12 protein-coding genes are annotated in these 16,828 nt (G+C 44.6%); 8 read left to right on the plus strand and 4 right to left on the minus strand.

Annotated features, from left to right (window positions below; all coding sequences use genetic code 11):
- The first annotated feature begins 70 nt into the window (after positions 1-70).
- From FHS86_RS11930 to FHS86_RS11960, 7 genes are all read left to right on the plus strand, one after another.
- Positions 71-697 (plus strand): hypothetical protein, encoded by a 627-nt coding sequence (locus tag FHS86_RS11930; protein WP_429413704.1) that lies wholly within the window; start codon positions 71-73, stop codon positions 695-697.
- A 1-nt stretch (position 698) separates the two neighbouring features.
- Positions 699-1,382, plus strand: coding sequence for a DUF3307 domain-containing protein (locus FHS86_RS11935; RefSeq protein WP_429413707.1), 684 nt, complete (start codon positions 699-701; stop codon positions 1,380-1,382).
- A 59-nt stretch (positions 1,383-1,441) separates the two neighbouring features.
- Positions 1,442-2,197: an imidazole glycerol phosphate synthase subunit HisF gene (hisF, locus tag FHS86_RS11940; protein ID WP_429413709.1), complete on the plus strand. Its 756-nt coding sequence runs from the start codon at positions 1,442-1,444 to the stop codon at positions 2,195-2,197.
- Between the two features lie 97 nt (positions 2,198-2,294).
- The gene (hisE, locus tag FHS86_RS11945) at positions 2,295-2,603 is read left to right on the plus strand and encodes a phosphoribosyl-ATP diphosphatase (RefSeq protein WP_429413712.1); all 309 of its coding nucleotides are present in this window, start codon (positions 2,295-2,297) and stop codon (positions 2,601-2,603) included.
- A 4-nt stretch (positions 2,604-2,607) separates the two neighbouring features.
- Positions 2,608-3,786 (plus strand): MFS transporter, encoded by a 1,179-nt coding sequence (locus FHS86_RS11950; RefSeq protein ID WP_429413714.1) that lies wholly within the window; start codon positions 2,608-2,610, stop codon positions 3,784-3,786.
- Positions 3,787-3,917: 131 nt separating this feature from the next.
- The gene (locus FHS86_RS11955) at positions 3,918-5,333 is read left to right on the plus strand and encodes a monomeric [FeFe] hydrogenase (RefSeq protein WP_429413717.1); all 1,416 of its coding nucleotides are present in this window, start codon (positions 3,918-3,920) and stop codon (positions 5,331-5,333) included.
- Positions 5,334-5,376: 43 nt separating this feature from the next.
- The gene (locus FHS86_RS11960; RefSeq protein WP_429413720.1) at positions 5,377-6,243 is read left to right on the plus strand and encodes an N-acetylmuramoyl-L-alanine amidase-like domain-containing protein; all 867 of its coding nucleotides are present in this window, start codon (positions 5,377-5,379) and stop codon (positions 6,241-6,243) included.
- A 3-nt stretch (positions 6,244-6,246) separates the two neighbouring features.
- On the opposite strand, the gene FHS86_RS11965 is transcribed toward FHS86_RS11960, so the two are convergent.
- The 4 genes from FHS86_RS11965 to argH all read right to left on the minus strand — a co-directional run bounded on the left by FHS86_RS11965 (position 6,247) and on the right by argH (position 15,024).
- Positions 6,247-7,026, minus strand: coding sequence for a glycerophosphodiester phosphodiesterase family protein (locus FHS86_RS11965; protein WP_429413723.1), 780 nt, complete (start codon positions 7,024-7,026; stop codon positions 6,247-6,249).
- 161 nt (positions 7,027-7,187) lie between these two features.
- Positions 7,188-8,615: a glutamate synthase subunit beta gene (locus tag FHS86_RS11970; RefSeq protein ID WP_429413726.1), complete on the minus strand. Its 1,428-nt coding sequence runs from the start codon at positions 8,613-8,615 to the stop codon at positions 7,188-7,190.
- A gap of 58 nt (positions 8,616-8,673) precedes the next feature.
- Entirely contained in the window at positions 8,674-13,212 is a 4,539-nt protein-coding gene (gene gltB / locus FHS86_RS11975; RefSeq protein ID WP_429413729.1) for a glutamate synthase large subunit, read from the minus strand.
- Between the two features lie 450 nt (positions 13,213-13,662).
- The gene (argH, locus tag FHS86_RS11980) at positions 13,663-15,024 is read right to left on the minus strand and encodes an argininosuccinate lyase (protein WP_429413732.1); all 1,362 of its coding nucleotides are present in this window, start codon (positions 15,022-15,024) and stop codon (positions 13,663-13,665) included.
- 118 nt (positions 15,025-15,142) lie between these two features.
- Between argH and FHS86_RS11985 the strand changes: the two genes are divergently transcribed.
- Complete coding sequence (locus FHS86_RS11985; RefSeq protein ID WP_429413735.1) at positions 15,143-16,813, plus strand: ArnT family glycosyltransferase; 1,671 nt, start codon at positions 15,143-15,145, stop codon at positions 16,811-16,813.
- Positions 16,814-16,828 lie beyond the last annotated feature (15 nt).

The raw sequence follows: 16,828 nt of genomic DNA on the forward strand, positions 1-16,828 counted from the left end.
TAATTTAATCACAATTAACCTTTTTAGGTTAATTCTTGTTTATTTAAAACGAATAATTTATTTTTGGAAAGTGAAGAAAAACAAAAACATAGCAGTCCTCACTGGCGATTTAGTGGCTTCTTCCGAAATTTCATCAGATCAGTTCAGTTGCATGAACGAAGAGCTGTCGAAATACCTCGGCAACAATCCGTTTGTAATGCTACCGCTAAAGTTTTACCGGGGCGATAGCTTTCAACTGATGGTCATAGCTGAGAAATCGGCCGAAGTTGCGCTCACCATTCAATCCATCATTCTCTGGAAAGCCGAAACTTGGGCTCGAATCAGCGTTGGCATTGGTACTGTTTCGAAAATCGAACCCGGCAATGTGCTCCAGTCCGAGGGCGAGGCTTTTCAACTATCTGGCCATCAAATCGACACCATGAAGGACGAAGGGCGTTTGTTCAAAATTGCCACCAATTCGCCCAGACATCAACCCATGCTGGATGCGGCATTTCACCTGGCCGACAGCATGATTTCGAGTTGGAAGCCTGGCCAGGCATCCACCATCGCTATGGCCACCCAGTGTAAAACCCAAAAAGAAATGGCACAACGACTCAGTGTTAGCGAACCAGCTGTAAGTAAGTCACTTAAATCAGTCAATTGGCCTGCCTTCGAAACATTTCTTAAAGGCTATGAAAAAACTATTAAATTGATCTGATATGAATTCCCTCTTTCTAGCTCTATTCACCGGACACCTGGTTGCCGATTTTTGGTTACAACCTGCGAGCTGGGTCAACAGCAAGCGCGAGAACGGTTTAAGATCGAAAAAATTATTGTTTCATGCAGCAATTGCTTCAGCTTTACCAGTCATTTTCACTTTACAAATAGCTTTGTGGTGGTTCTTCCCCATCATTTTTATCAGCCATTACCTGATCGATTTTGCGAAAACCAAAACCCGCGATAACCTGTTGGCTTTTATTGCCGACCAAATGCTCCACATTGCTGTTCTAATGATACTTGCACGATACGCTTCACTTGGAGGCCCAGTTATTCAACACCCGCTGTTTTGGAAATTTGCCGCTGGGTTTGTGCTGGTAACAACTCCTTCGGGAATATTGATCGGAAAATTTCTTCAAAGCATCACCAACACACAAAGCACACCACTCAAAAGCAATGCTTCGGCGTGGATTGGTTTTATTGAACGCATCCTGATCTTGATTTTCATACTTTCCGGGCAATTTCAGGCTATTGGATTTCTGGTAGCCGCAAAATCGATCTTCCGTTTCAGCGAAATACAAAAAGAAGGCAACCCCAAAGCCGAATATTTCTTGTTGGGAACGTTGGTGTCTTTTTTGGTGGCAGTTTCGGTGGGACTTGGAATAAAGATGCTATTAACAAACTAAATTTTCATTGTGCCCTTCGTGAAAACCCTTAGTGGCCTTTGTGTTTAAAACAAACGATTATGCTAGCAAAACGAATCATACCTTGCCTTGACATCAAAGACGGTCAGACCGTGAAAGGCATCAACTTTGTCGGAATCAAAGCCGTGGGCGACCCCGTTGAACTGGGTGCCCTGTATGCCGAACAGGGCGCCGACGAACTGGTTTTCCTCGACATTACCGCCACGCACGAAGGCCGTAAAACCTTTGTGGACCTGGTGAAACGCATAGCCCGCGAAATCAACATTCCATTTACTGTGGGAGGTGGCATCAGTGAACTGAAAGATGCCGAAGCGCTCCTCAGTGCGGGTGCTGATAAGGTTTCGATTAACTCATCGGCTGTGCGCAATCCAAAGCTGATCGACGAGCTGGCCCTCAATTTTGGAACCCAGTTCGTGGTGGTGGCCATCGATGCCAAAAATTACGACGGGCGCTGGACCGTGACCGTCAACGGCGGCCGCATTCCCACCAACAAGGAATTGTTTAGCTGGGCCAAAGAAGCCGAAGACCGGGGGGCCGGCGAAATTCTGTTCACCAGCATGGATCACGACGGCACCAAAAACGGCTTTGCCAATGCCGAACTGGCTCAAATGGCCGACATGTTGAAAATCCCCATCATTGCCTCGGGCGGAGCAGGATCGATGGAACATTTTGTAGAGGTGTTCACCACCGGAAAAGCCGATGCCGGACTGGCTGCCAGCATCTTTCACTACAAGGAAATTGCCATCCCCGATTTAAAGAATTTTTTAACAAGTAAAAACATACCCGTAAGATTGTAAAATTAAACCGCAGTGAACGCGGAGAAATCGCAGAGAAATTTCCTTTGTGTTCTTTGTGTCAACCTTTGTGTTCTCTGTGGTTAAAAAAGGAAATATCATGAACGAATTAACTCAAAATCAACAAGACATCCTGTTCCTGACTCAACTACAGGATTTTATTGACAAACGCAAAGCCGAGATGCCCGAGGGCTCGTACACCACTTCCCTGTTTCAGAAAGGTACACGTACCATTACACAGAAAGTAGGCGAAGAGGCCGTTGAAACCATCATTGGTGCCATGGCCAACGACGATGAAAACTTCCTTTATGAAGGTGCCGATTTGCTGTATCACCTCATTGTTTTGCTCACACACAAAGGATATCGTATAGAAGATTTGGCAAAGGAGCTTCAGAAAAGACACAAATAAACAAATGTCATTTTCAAGAAATACATTTAGCACAAGCAAGGTTGCTTCGATTTCGGCTGCTCATCATATTCACGATATTTACACTTCGTTTTTAGCGCCGATATTGCCTCTTTTGATGGAAAAATACGGCATTAATTATTCGATGGCCGGATTGCTAAATGTCATTCAACGAATCCCTTCGCTTTTCAATCCGTTTGTAGGAATGATTGCCGATAAAATGAGCGTCCGTTATTTTATAATCATAACGCCGGCACTCACAGCCATTTCGATGAGCTTAATTGGGCTCGCTTCTTCCTACATTTTTGCAGCAATCCTCCTGTTTATTTCAGGTATCAGCTCTACGCTTTTTCATGTGCCTGCTCCGGTTATGATAAAACATGTAGCCGGAAATAAAATTGGCAAGGGAATGAGTTTTTATATGCTTGGAGGTGAACTTGCACGCACCCTTGGCCCTGTAATCATCTTAGGGGCCATTTCGTTGTGGGGGCTCGAAGGCAGCTACAAGCTCATTCCTCTGGGAGTATTCACTTCAGTGATACTATATTACAAATTTAAAGACATCAGTATACGTCATGATTTCAAATCAAAAAAAGAAGAGAAAGCCCGTGAAACTTATGGCCTAAGCTTAAAACGTTTTATGCCGGTACTGATAACCACTACCAGCATCGTTTTATTCAGAGGTGGAATGAAGTCAGCACTTACGCTCTACTTACCAACCTACATCAATGAAGCTGGAAACAGCTTGTGGTTTGCCGGAATTTCGCTTTCGATTTTACAGCTGGCCGGTGCTGCCGGAACTTTGCTTAGTGGTACCTTGTCAGATAAAATAGGTAGAAAAAATCTATTTATAATTTCAGCAATTGGAGCTCCTGTATTAATGCTGTTTTTTATGCTTTCAAGCGGAATCGCTACCATTCCTCTGCTCATATTGCTTGGTATTTTCATTTTTGCCCCCGGGCCTGTTATGCTTGCTGCCGTTCACGATAAAAAGACACAAAACGGAGCCTTTATCAACGGCGTTTACATGGGCATGAATTTCTTTATCAACTCATTGAATGTGCTGGCCATCGGATGGCTTGCCGACAGAATCGGACTGAAGACTACCTTCATTCTTTCAATCGCCTGGGCTTTACTGGTAATACCATTTGTTTTAAGATTTAAAGAGACCCATACACAACGTTAGTTTAGATTGTTTAATAATTAGTCAACAATCACTATTTTTTATGCTGTAAAACATGTTTTCAACAAAATTATCAGCAATTTTGCCGACACAAATTCCAAACAAGGGTTGATATGGTGGTTGAAAACAGGGCAATGCAAATCAGAAGAGACATTCAGCAACGAATTGTTAAACTGATATTTGATGAGACACTTCTCGACGAAATAGACAAGATCCCTCTGAACATGCGTCCCAGGGGAAGTGAGAGCTTTCGTTGTTGTGTTTACCGCGACCGTGCATTGATCAAGCAAAAAATCATGGCCATGCTGGGCTTTGAAGTAAAATCGGAAGAAGATGAACTCAGTCCGCTTTCCGACTTCATTTTACAATCGTTTGTAAAAGCAGGCAGCGAGCGCGAAATCATGCATGTGGTTGAAGATGCCTGTCATGGTTGTCAGCAAAACAATTACATTGTCACCAACATGTGTCGTGGCTGCGAAGGTCGTCCCTGCGAAGTAAACTGTCCGAAAGATGCCATCGACATCATTGGCCGCCGTGCCGTGATTAATCAGGACAAATGTGTAAGCTGTGGTATTTGTGAAAGCGTTTGTCCGTACCACTCCATTATTTATGCACCGGTACCCTGCGAGCAGGCCTGCCCGGTTGGCGCCATTTCGAAGAGTGAAACCGGCAAGGAAATCATCGATTTCGACAAGTGCACCTATTGTGGCAAATGCCTGATGGCCTGCCCCTTTGGAGCCATTGTTGAAGAAACACATCTTTTCGATCTCACCTTTGCCATCAAACGAAAAAAGAGGGTCGTGGCCATGCTGGCACCTTCAGTTGCCGCCCAGTTCAACTGCACACTGCCGCAAATGAAAGCAGCCTTAATCAGTATTGGTTTTCACGATGTGATTTATGTGGCCGAAGGTGCCGATCTGACTACCCGTCATGAAGCCGAAGAGTTCATGGCCAATCAGGGTGAATTGATGACTACCTCATGCTGTCCGTCGTTTGTTAGCATCATCGAAAAACACGTACCCGAATTAAAGGAACATGTATCGCATACGCCTTCACCAATGGTATACACCGCCCGCCTGGCAAAACAAAAACACCCTAACGCCCAGACGGTCTTCGTTGGACCTTGCATAGCCAAAAAAGCAGAATCGTTTAAGGTGAACGAGGTCGACATGGTCATTAACTTTGAAGAGCTCGATGCTGTACTCATGGCCTCGGGAATCGAGCTGGCCGATTATGCAAGCGATGCATCTGAAATTGAAGCCAGTGGCGATGCCTGGGGTTTTGCCGGCACCGGTGGCGTGTTAAATGCAGTGAAGAAGCGCTTGCCCGAAAACAGCAACATTCAGCCCCTGGTGCTGAACGGCATCGACCGAAAAGCATTGAAGCAACTGAAAATAATTAAGAAACAAAAGCAATACAATTTCATCGAAGGAATGAGTTGTGAGGGAGGTTGTGTTGGCGGATGCTACATGAATGTTAAACCGGTTGTAGCCCAGAAGCGACTTTCGAAATTAAGCGATGAACTAAACAAAAAGCTTGATCAAAATTGAATTTTCTTTGTTACTTAGGAAAATTGAATCAAAACTTTTTGTAATGCGCCAACTACTGGTACTTCTATTCGTAAGTGTGGGAACTTTGGGATGCGGAAAACTGATCCCTAATACACAAAATGATTATAACATGATCTACACTCAGCAGGATTCGCTGCTGGTGCTTGAAAAAAGAAAAGAATTCAAAGAAACGAGTCTCGACCGCATGTCGTTTCTGCTTGAAAAAATTGCCCGATCGTTTGTTGGCAGTCCGTACAAAGCCCAGACACTCGAAAGCGGAAACCCCGAGTCGCTGGTGATCAATCTGCGTGAATTCGATTGTACCACCTTTGTGGAAACCTGTCTGGCACTGTCCACCACTTTTAAAATGGGTGGCTACACCTTCGACAGTTATCAGTATATACTCAAACGAATCAGGTACCGCAATGGCTATCTCGATGGATATACCAGCCGCTTGCATTACTTCACCGACTGGATCAGCGACAACAGTGTCATCGGCTATGTAAAGGATGTTACTCCCCTCTTCGACGGAATACCCTTCGATAATCAACCAGACTACATGAGCACTCATCCGGAAGCTTATCCTCAACTTGCTGCAAAGCCGGAACTGATTGGCGACATTAAAAAAATTGAAGGGGAAATTGCAGCCCGTGAATACTTTTATATACCCAAAGAAGCACTAAAGAATACCGAAGTATATCTGGAAGAAGGAATGATTGTAGCCTTCACCACCAATATCGACGGACTGGATGTAATTCATACCGGAATCACCACGCGCGTAGAAGACCGCATGCACCTCATCCATGCGTCAAGCGATGCCGGACAAGTTGTAATTAGCAAAGAACCATTGCTCGATTATGTGATGAATAATTCGCTTCAAACCGGAATTATACTGCTTAAAGTAGAATAATAGTTAATTTAATCCTTCAACCTGTTCGCGGAGCCATTTCGGACGATTGCTTGTAAAGGTATTCACCCCCAATTTATTAAGCTGAAGTATCACTTCCGGCTCATCAATGGTCCATGCAAGCACCTCAAGATTAAGATCCTGCGCATGCTTAACCACCTTCTCGTTAATGATCTTATAATAAAGATTGACACCCGCCAGTCCGAGTGCTGCAGCTTCGTCCATCTTTCCCAGTAAGCCAAATGGAACCATTTTCAGATAGTAACAACGATTATCGGGGAAGGCTTTTTGTGTGGCAACAATGGTTTCCCAGCCAAAAGAAATAAAGGTTACCTGTGTTTCTTTTCCTGAAAGCCGGATCGCCTTTTTCAATGCCGGAAGAATCTCTTCACCACATTTTATCTCAATAACGAGTGTTTTACCGTCAGGAATGGTTTCGAGTACTTCGTCAATTAAAGGAATGGTTTCACCTTTGTATTGTCCTCCCTTAAAGCTCCCCACATCAATCTTTTTCAAATCGCTCAGTTTACTCTTGGAAATTTTGTCCCTGGCAGTTCCGCCGGAGGTGCGTTTCAAGTCATCGTCATGACATACTACCACCCGATCATCAGCCGTAAGATGCACATCCACTTCTACCGCATCAACTCCAAGTTCCCACGCAAGATTAACGGCTGCCAGCGTATTTTCAGGAGCCAGATACGATGCACCGCGGTGGGCAATGTAGGTATTTTGCGAGAACACTGCCAGGGCAGTGAAGCAGAAGAAAATCAAAAGCGAAATCCTCATAACTGTTGTTCTTTGATTAAAGCATGGTAAGTTATAACAAAAATATTTAAGCACAGGTTTACCATCAAAGAAAGCTATTCGTTGAAAAGAGAAAAAGCCGACCTTATTCGATCAGCTTTTCCCGTGAGAATATTTTCTCCGGAATAACTATTTAGTCGGTGCTACTTCTTCATCAAAAAGTCATGAATATGTGCGGCTGATTCGCGCCCACTGGCAATGGCATGAACCACAAGGCTGGCACCATTTTTGGCATCTCCACAGGCAAACACCTTATCAACTGAAGTTGATGTTGCTTTAGGGGCTGTTTTAACATTGCCACGTTGATCGTATTCCAGTTTCAACTCATCGAGTAAACCGTCGTGCTGCGCATGCACAAAACCCATTGAAAGCAGGATCAATTCAGCTTTTATTACCTCGTTGGTTCCCGGAATTTCACTCATCTTCCATGCACCTTTTTCATCTTTTTTCCATTCAACCTGGACCACTTCGGCACCACTTACTTTTCCATTTTTCGAAAGAATCTTTTTGGTAGCCAGGCTCCATCGACGCTCACAACCTTCAAGATGCGAACTTGAAGTGCGCAATACATTCGGCCAGTAAGGCCATGGATTATTGGCTGTACGTTCTTTGGGTGGTTGCGGCATGATTTCAATCTGAGTCACACTGTTTGCTTTCTGACGCACCGAAGTGCCCACACAGTCTGAGCCCGTATCACCACCTCCAATTACCAGCACATCCTTTCCGGTAGCCAATATTCGTTCTTCATCATTTATTTTAAGACCACGCACTACCTTGTTTTGTTGTTTCAGGAAATCCATGGCAAAATAGATTCCTTCGGTATCTCGTCCTTCGGTAAGCAGATCGCGCGGCTGCATTGCTCCCACCGCCAGGCAGACGGCATCATATTGCTTTAAAAGTTCCTGCTTCGAAATATCAGTTCCCACCTTTGTATTCACAACAAAGTTAAGGCCTTCGGCTTCGAGCACTTTTTGCCGGCGATCGATCATTCCTTTGTTCAGTTTAAAATCGGGAATGCCATAACGCAGCAAACCACCAATGGCATCGTCGGCTTCGAAAACCGTGACCTCATGTCCAAACTGATTCAGCAAATCAGCTGCCGAAAGCCCGGCAGGTCCTGAACCTATTACAGCCACTTTTTTACCCGTACGAATTTCAGGAATGCGCGGCTGAACGAGGCCCAGTTCAAATGCCTTTTCAACAATGGCTGCTTCATTCTCACGAATGGTCACCGGCTCATTGTGTATATTGAGTACACATGACTTTTCACACAAGGCAGGACAAATTCTTCCGGTGAACTCGGGAAAAGCATTGGTTGAAGAAAGCAATTCATAGGCTTCCTTATAATTTCCTTTGTAAAGCGCGTCCTGCCATTCAGGTATTTTACTACACACCGTGCAGCCCCAATGACAAAACGGAACGCCGCAATCCATGCATCGTGATGCCTGTGCTTTGCGATCGTCGTCATTTAAAGTTTGTTCAACTTCGCCAAAATCACCAATGCGCTCCTGCACCGGACGGTAGCCGCTTAATTTGCGACCTATTTCCATGAAACCTGTTGGTTTTCCCATAACTTTCTAAATTTCAAATTCAAAATAAGCAATTACAACTCACTATACGATGGCAGCTTTACTCATGACGGCGATCGTCGACCGACTTTTGCAATTCCATCTCAATTCTTCGCAATTTATCTTCTTCGAGAATTTTCCTGTATTCAAAAGGAATCACCTTTACAAACTTGGGCAGGTATTCATCCCAGTTGGTTAGAATCCGGGCTGCGAGATTACTACGGGTTTGCATCAGATGCTCGCTAATAAGCGTTTGCAATTCAACCACATCGGCCTTGTCTTCAACCGTTGTCAGTTCAACCAGCCCCTTGTTGCAGTAGTAGTCAAAATCACCATCCACATCGAGCACGTAGGCAATTCCGCCGCTCATGCCTGCAGCAAAGTTTCGTCCGGTTTTACCAAGTACAACCACACGGCCACCAGTCATGTACTCACAACAGTGATCGCCGGTACCTTCAACTACTGCATTGGCACCTGAATTACGTACTGCAAACCGTTCGCCAACCACACCGCGTATGTAAACTTTACCACCGGTTGCACCATAAAGTGTTGTGTTACCAACAATAATATTTTCTGAAGGATCGAAGGTTGATTTTGAGCGGGGCACGACGGTAATGTTTCCTCCCGACAAGCCTTTACCCAAATAGTCGTTCGAATCGCCCTGCAGACGGAATGTAACTCCTTTTACGAGGAAAGCCCCGAAGCTCTGGCCTGCCGAACCATGGAAAATACAATTGATGGTATCTTCGGGGAGGGCTGCTTCGCCATAACGTTTCGAAATTTCACCCGATAAGGTTGCACCCACTGCGCGTTGCACATTGCTGATGTCTTTTTCGATCCACACCCTTTGTTTGCTTTTGATGGCCGGATTGGCTTCACGAATCAGGGTGCGATCGAGGTGGTCGTCAAGATTCAGCGTATTGGGATGCACATTGCGTATGGAATAAATTTCAGCTTCTTTGGGTTTGTATAGGATGTTGCTGAAATCTATTTTTTCTGATTTCCAGTTTTGAACACGCTGGTCTACTTCGAGCAGTTCAGGGCGCCCAACCACTTCGTCGAGTTTTGTATAGCCCATCACGGCAAGCGTTTCCCTAACCTCTTCGGCCAAAAAGCGGAAGAAATTGATCACGTAATCGGCTTTCCCAATGAAACGGTCGCGAAGCTCCTGACGCTGGGTTGCGATACCCATGGGACAGGTATTCAAATGGCATTTGCGCATCATCACACAGCCCAGGACAATGAGTGCCGAAGTGCTAAAACCAAATTCCTCGGCTCCCAGACATGCCATTTTTACTACATCGAGCCCCGTTTTAAGCTGCCCGTCGACCTGTAGTTTCACCCTGCGACGAAGATCGTTCATTACGAGGGTTTGCTGGGTTTCGGAGATGCCCAGTTCGGGAGGCAAACCGGCATGTTTTATCGAGCTGGCAGGAGAAGCTCCTGTTCCACCATCATGACCGGCAATGATAATGATATCGGAGAAGGCCTTGGCCACACCCGCAGCAATGGTTCCAACCCCGGCTTCAGCTACCAGTTTAACTGAAACTTTTGCTGAAGGATTGGCGCATTTCAGGTCGTAAATAAGCTGTGCAAGGTCCTCTATGGAATAAATATCGTGATGAGGCGGTGGCGAGATCAGCGTAATACCGGGTGTTGAATTCCGGGTTTTAGCGATGATCTTATTGACCTTAAATCCGGGCAACTGTCCGCCCTCTCCCGGCTTTGCTCCCTGAGCTATTTTAATTTGTAATTCTTCGGCATTGGCCAGGTAATTATTGGTCACCCCAAAACGTCCCGAAGCAATTTGCTTGATTTTACTGTTTTTAATGGTTCCGAAACGTTCGGGGTCTTCGCCTCCTTCGCCTGTATTGCTGCGTCCGCCAATGGTATTCATGGCGATTGCCAGCGCTTCGTGTGCTTCCTTGCTAATAGAACCATACGACATGGCCCCGGTTACAAAACGACGCATAATGTCTTCAACTGGTTCTACTTCGGAGATATCAATTGGCTTCGTCGCTGGTTTTACTTTTAGAAAACCCCTGATAAAGTGGGTTTTATTTTCTTCATTAATGCGACTTGAGTATTCTTTGAATTTAGCATAATCATTGGTTCGTGTACTCCATTGCAGTAAGCCAATCGTTTCGGGATTCCAGGCATGTCGTTCGCCATCGCGGCGATAATGGTAGACGCCCGAGCTTTCTAAATGAAATTTCGCATTGGTTTGTTCAAAAGCTTTCTGATGAAACATTAAGGCCTCGGCAGCCAGTTCCTTTAAGCCAACACCGCCAATTCGGCTGGGCGTTCCCTTAAAATATTTATTAATCAGATCGGGATGAACTCCCAGTGCTTCAAAAATCTGTGCACCATGGTAGCTTCTCAGGGTGGATATACCCATTTTTGAGAAAATCTTGAGCAAGCCCTTTTCGATTGACTTGATGTAATTTTTACGCGCTACACCATATTCCATTTCAATCTCACCAGCTTTTACCAGATCGTCGATGGCTGCAAAAGCCAGGTAGGGATTTACAATACTGGCACCATAGCCGTATAAAAGCGCAAAGTGCATGACCTCGCGTGCTTCGGCTGTTTCTACTATGATACCAATCTGCATCCTCTTTTTTACCTGAATAAGGTGATGGTGCACGGCAGCTGTAACCAGCAATGAAGGCAGCGCAGCCATTTCCTTGCTAATGTGCCGGTCGGAAAGAATAATGAAGTTCTGCTCATCATCGACCGCTTTTTCAGCCAGGGCCAGAATGTTCTCCAGTGCTTTCTTAAATCCTTTTTCTCCCTCTTTCGCAGGAAAAACCATGGGAATGGTGGCATGCGTGAAGTACTCATCCTTGATGTCCTTTATTTTACCAAGGTCGGTATTGGTAATTATCGGATGACGAAACCTGATCATTTTGGCATGCTCAGGGTTTTCTTCCAGAATGTTTTTATTAACTGAGCCAATGTAATTGGTGAGCGACATTACCAGTTCTTCGCGTATGGGATCGATGGGCGGATTGGTCACCTGCGCAAACAATTGCTTAAAATAGTTGAAAAAACGCTGTGGCTTTTCTGAGAAGGCAGCCAGGGGCGTATCATTTCCCATCGATGAAGTGGGCTCCATACCATTGACCGACATGCCCTTGATCATTATTGACACGTCCTCTTTTGAATATCCGAATTCTTTCAGATAGGTTTCATACTCACTCCCCATCGATGAAGGTACCCTTTGTTTTACCTCGATGTCCTCGAGCATCAGACGGTTTTCATTGATCCAGTTCTGGTAGGGATTTCGCTGGGTTAACTCTTTTTTCACTTCCTGGTCGGGGATGATAATTCCCAGTTTGGTATCGACCAACAATATTTTTCCCGGGCGCAGTCTTCCTTTTTCCTTCACATTTTCGGGGGCGATATCCTGAACACCTACCTCGGAGCCCATCACTATCATATCGTCGTGGGTGATGATGTAGCGCGAAGGCCGCAAACCGTTTCGGTCGAGCGTACCACCAATGTAACGTCCGTCGGAGAAAACAATCGATGCCGGTCCGTCCCAGGGTTCCATAATGGTGGAGTGGTATTCATAAAATGCTTTTAAACTATCAGGGATCGGATTTTTATCATTGAACGATTCCGGAATCATCATACACAGGGCATGATGCATCGGCCGTCCTGCCATGTATAAAAACTCAAGTACATTATCGAACGAGGCAGAGTCGCTTTTATCAGGTTCAATAATTGGAAGTACTTTTTTCAGATCATCGCCAAAAACTTCCGATTTCAGTAACGATTCACGGGCATGCATCCAAAGGCGGTTGCCCTTTACCGTATTGATTTCACCATTGTGGGCAACAATGCGGAAAGGCTGTGCCAAATCCCAGGTGGGAAATGTGTTGGTACTAAAGCGAGAATGTATCAGAGCAATCGCACTTTTTAAAGCAGGATCCTGCAAATCGAGAAAATAACCCGGCACCTGATCAGGGGTTAGCATTCCCTTATAAATCATCACCTTGGTCGACAGGCTGGGGAAATAAAACGCCTTTTTGTATTTCAGTTTTGAATTTCGGATTTCATTTTCACTCAACTTACGCACCACATACAGCTTGCGTTCGAGCGCTTCCTGTTCGCGCTTCACAATCGACTTTACAAACACCTGAACCACCTTTGGTTCGGTTCTTAGAGCGATTTCACCAGGTGCTTTTGAATCGACGGGTACATTTCGTACATGAAACAAATCGAGATCTTCTTCGAGACAAAACTTCTTAAAGGTAGAAATACACAAATCGGCCTCTTTTCTGTTTTTAGGCAGAAACAACAAGCCGGTTCCATACTGACCTGGTGCAGGTACATCAATCCCCAGTTTGCTTATAAAATCGTGAGGTACCTGAATTTGTATGCCGGCCCCATCGCCTGTTTTGGCATCAGCTCCTGTGGCACCACGATGATCCATGCGGGCAAGCACCTCAAGTCCCCGCTTTACTATATCGTGCGATTTAAGCCCTTTGATGCTGGCTACAAATCCAATTCCACAATTATCATGTTCGTTCGACGGATCATACATACCCTGTGCCGAGGGCAATCCCATTTGCATTTCGATTTCCTTTTTCATATACCTTTGCTTTAGTACACCTCAAAAATAACAACAATTAATTTGTCATCTTTTTTGATCATGTCATTACATTTAGTAAGCAATAAATCCCGTTTTCCTAAAAAGTGAAATCAAAAGTAGGATTTTTGTAAATATAAAACAATGGATTGAAAATACACGGCAAGGTATTAAATATAAGAAAAGGAGAAGACAACTGGACACACAACTCAAGCAAACAAGGCCAAGTTGCTCTATTAATGCCACTTACATAAAACATCCTTTAATAAACGGGATAATACAGGCGAAGCTAATTTATACTGGTTTTTTCGTGCAAAAAAGCATCGATCTTCTATTTTTGTTATTCTATGTATTGATTTCGTATTCTTCTACCCTACAACGCCTTAAAGAAAGAAAAGCCGGACATGTATCTGGATAGCGCCACCCTTCAAACAATTCTTTGTTAATTTTATATTACGAAATCGTGAGCAGGGAAGCGATGGCTTTATCGACTTTCTCAAAATTAAAATCAGCAATAACCTGCTCCATTTTTTGAGCAATTTTATCGTTGCAAAGGTTACCAATACTTCCTTCGTGGGTATGCTTCACTTTTTTCACCGGTACGTAGTTGCCATCCATGATCTTTTGAGCCACGTGCTTGTATGCATCGCGAAATGGCATGCCTTCATTCACCAGTTTATTCACCTCTTCAACACTAAAAATAAGGTCGTAACGTTTGTCATCGAGTGCATTCCTGTTGATTTTCATATTATCGATGGCATAAGCAGCAATTTTCAGGCAATCTTTCAGCTCATCAAAAGCAGGAACAAATACTTCCTTAACAATCTGCAAGTCACGAAAGTAACCACTGGGCAAGTTGTTTGTAACCGATGTAATGCTTACCGGGAGTGCCTGTAATTTATTGCACCGGGCCCGCAGCAATTCAAATACATCGGGATTTTTTTTGTGCGGCATGATACTCGAACCAGTAGTCATATTGTCGGGCAGCTTAACAAAGCCAAAATTCTGACTGGTAAAAAGACACACATCATAAGCCATTTTTGAAAGGGTTGCAGCAATGGACGAAAGGGCAAAAGCAATTGTTTTTTCAACTTTCCCGCGCCCCATCTGTGCGTAAACCACATTGTAGTTCATCTGGTCGAAGCCCATGAGGTCGGTTGTAAGTTGACGGTTCAATGGAAAGCTTGAACCATAACCGGCTGCCGAACCCAGCGGATTCTGGTTGGTTATTTTCCATGCAGCATTTAAGAGCTGAAGGTCATCGCTAAGGCTCTCGGCATAGGCTCCAAACCACAATCCGAACGACGACGGCATGGCTACCTGCAGGTGGGTATAACCGGGTATAAGCACGTCGCGCCCTTCTTCACTGCGGCGAATCAGCACCTGAAACAAATCGTCGGACAGGTCGACCAGTTGCCTTATTTCACTTCGAGCATAAAGTTTCACATCAACCAGCACCTGATCGTTGCGCGACCTGCCGCTATGGATCTTTTTGCCCATATCGCCCAATTTGCGTGTGAGCATGAGCTCTACCTGCGAATGAACATCTTCAATTCCTTCTTCAATTTCAAAAGTGCCCTGAGTAATCTGCCGATAAATTGAATGCAGTTCGTTGATCAACTTAGGCAACTCATCGTCCTTGATTAAACCAATGCTATGTAACATCTTCACATGAGCCAACGACCCGATTACATCGAAGGGAGCCAGCACCTTATCGAGTTCCCGATCGTTGCCAATGGTAAATTTTTCGATTAGCTCATCAACAGGAATTCCCTTTTCCCAAATTTTCTCAACATGCTTTTTATGTTCACTCATGGCTTTAATTGCTAAATTGAATTACAAAAATACGCAAAAGACAGCAAGATAACGAAAATGTTAAATGCCGAAACTAAGGCTTATTCGTAAAGTTTTATTTATTTTGAAACTACAAAGTATGAGATACAATAAACAAATAACATTCCTCCTGATTCTGATTGTTGTGTTGGTACAACTTGCAGGAATGACGCTTCCCTTTACGGGAGATGCAGGAAAGTATGCAGCCATCAGTAAGAACATCTATCAGGATCATGAGTTTCTGAAACTAAGCATCCACCAGGCTCCCTATTATCAAAAACCCCCCTTGCTGATGTGGTTATCAGCTGCAGGCTATTTCCTTTTTGGCGAAGTCAATAATTTCACCACACGACTGTTTCCGCTACTCTTTTCCCTGCTGATGTTACTGGCCGTTGAGCGCCTGGGCAGCATGTTTTACGACCGGAAAACCGGAAAAAGAGCCGCAATGTTTATGGGAACCAGCCTGATTTATTTCTTTTACAACAGCGATCTTCATACCGATGTAATTCTGGCAAGCTGTACCACGGTTGCCATTTGGCAACTCGCAGTTTTCGTTGAAAAACGTTGCTGGCTTAATCTGATTGCCGGTTTCGCTTTTACCGGACTGGCAGTTTTAAGTAAAGGGCCTCTCGGTTTAGCTGTACCAGCCTTTGCCCTTGGATCACATCTCCTGTTAAAAAAAGATTTTCGTTCAATTTTTCACCCAGCCTGGCTGGTTGGTCTGCTCATCACTACAGCGCTTGTATTTCCGTATATGAAAACACTGTACGACACTTTTGGCTGGGAAGGACCTAAATTCTTTTTGTGGACCAACAATGCAGGGCGCATATCAGGAGAATACCGCAGTAACAGTGCCGATCCTTTCTTTTATTTATACAATCTGGTAGTTTTCACCGTACCCTGGGCCCTGTTTTTTGCCGGAGGACTTGTACAACGACTTATCCATTTATTTAAGAAAAACAGTGTTTTCAACAAGGAATATTACACACTGGGAGCAGCACTTTTGCTCATCATCATCCTTTCGTTTGCCAGTATGCAGGCACCCAATTATTTCTATCCGGCCATTCCTTTGCTTGCCATCGCTGCCGCACAGTTTTTTGGCAGCATCTTCGATCATGAATCACGATTTCAGCGACTTACAGAACGACTCCAAAGGGTTCAAAACGGCATACTATGGGCCATTGCACTGCTCGCCGTGATTTACCTCTTCCCTCTTCACAACTGGCTTTACCTGACCATTCTGTTACTGCTGGCGATAGCGGGTATCGTACTAAGCCTGAGAGGAAGCGGAAGTTGGCAACGCATTGTTGCTCCATCGGTAATTTCAATTGTTGCCTTGTTTTTTGTGATCAATGCCCATGTGATGCCACAGCTCTTCAGCTACCAGGCATCGATCAGGGCCGCTGAAATATACAACCGGGAAGCCAGCGATGATGCAGTATTTTATACTTTTGGCTATGCACAGTTTGAGCTTTTTTTCTATGCCAAAACCGAAGGGCATAAAATAATCACCGAAGGGCATCAGGACGACCCGGTAAACATTACACTTGATGAGGCCCTTGCACAAGATCCCGATGCCTGGTACCTGACTGATGAGAATAGTTTCAGACAGCTTGAACAAAAAGCCATGCATATAGAAAAGGTTTACAGCTTCGACCATTATTACCTTACCGATGTAAACCTGAAATTACTAAATCCCAAAACCAGAGCACAGTCCTTTCAAAAAATCTACCTGGTTAAAACAGGCGAAGGAAAGAAGGGCCCCAATTGAACTGAAGACGTCTGC

The sequence above is a fragment of the Roseimarinus sediminis genome (assembly GCF_050433125.1).
GTDB classification, from domain to species: domain Bacteria; phylum Bacteroidota; class Bacteroidia; order Bacteroidales; family Prolixibacteraceae; genus Roseimarinus; species Roseimarinus sediminis.

Excerpts from the sequence above, each read along its gene's own strand:
- FHS86_RS11935 (WP_429413707.1), top strand. The coding sequence starts at position 699 with ATGAATTCCCTCTTTCTAGCTCTATTCACCGGACACCTGGTTGCCGAT.
- hisF (WP_429413709.1), top strand. The coding sequence starts at position 1,442 with ATGCTAGCAAAACGAATCATACCTTGCCTTGACATCAAAGACGGTCAG.
- hisE (WP_429413712.1), top strand. The coding sequence starts at position 2,295 with ATGAACGAATTAACTCAAAATCAACAAGACATCCTGTTCCTGACTCAA.
- FHS86_RS11950 (WP_429413714.1), top strand. The coding sequence starts at position 2,608 with ATGTCATTTTCAAGAAATACATTTAGCACAAGCAAGGTTGCTTCGATT.
- FHS86_RS11955 (WP_429413717.1), top strand. The coding sequence starts at position 3,918 with ATGCAAATCAGAAGAGACATTCAGCAACGAATTGTTAAACTGATATTT.
- FHS86_RS11960 (WP_429413720.1), top strand. The coding sequence starts at position 5,377 with ATGCGCCAACTACTGGTACTTCTATTCGTAAGTGTGGGAACTTTGGGA.
- FHS86_RS11965 (WP_429413723.1), bottom strand. The coding sequence starts at position 7,026 with ATGAGGATTTCGCTTTTGATTTTCTTCTGCTTCACTGCCCTGGCAGTG.
- FHS86_RS11970 (WP_429413726.1), bottom strand. The coding sequence starts at position 8,615 with ATGGGAAAACCAACAGGTTTCATGGAAATAGGTCGCAAATTAAGCGGC.
- gltB (WP_429413729.1), bottom strand. The coding sequence starts at position 13,212 with ATGAAAAAGGAAATCGAAATGCAAATGGGATTGCCCTCGGCACAGGGT.
- argH (WP_429413732.1), bottom strand. The coding sequence starts at position 15,024 with ATGAGTGAACATAAAAAGCATGTTGAGAAAATTTGGGAAAAGGGAATT.
- FHS86_RS11985 (WP_429413735.1), top strand. The coding sequence starts at position 15,143 with ATGAGATACAATAAACAAATAACATTCCTCCTGATTCTGATTGTTGTG.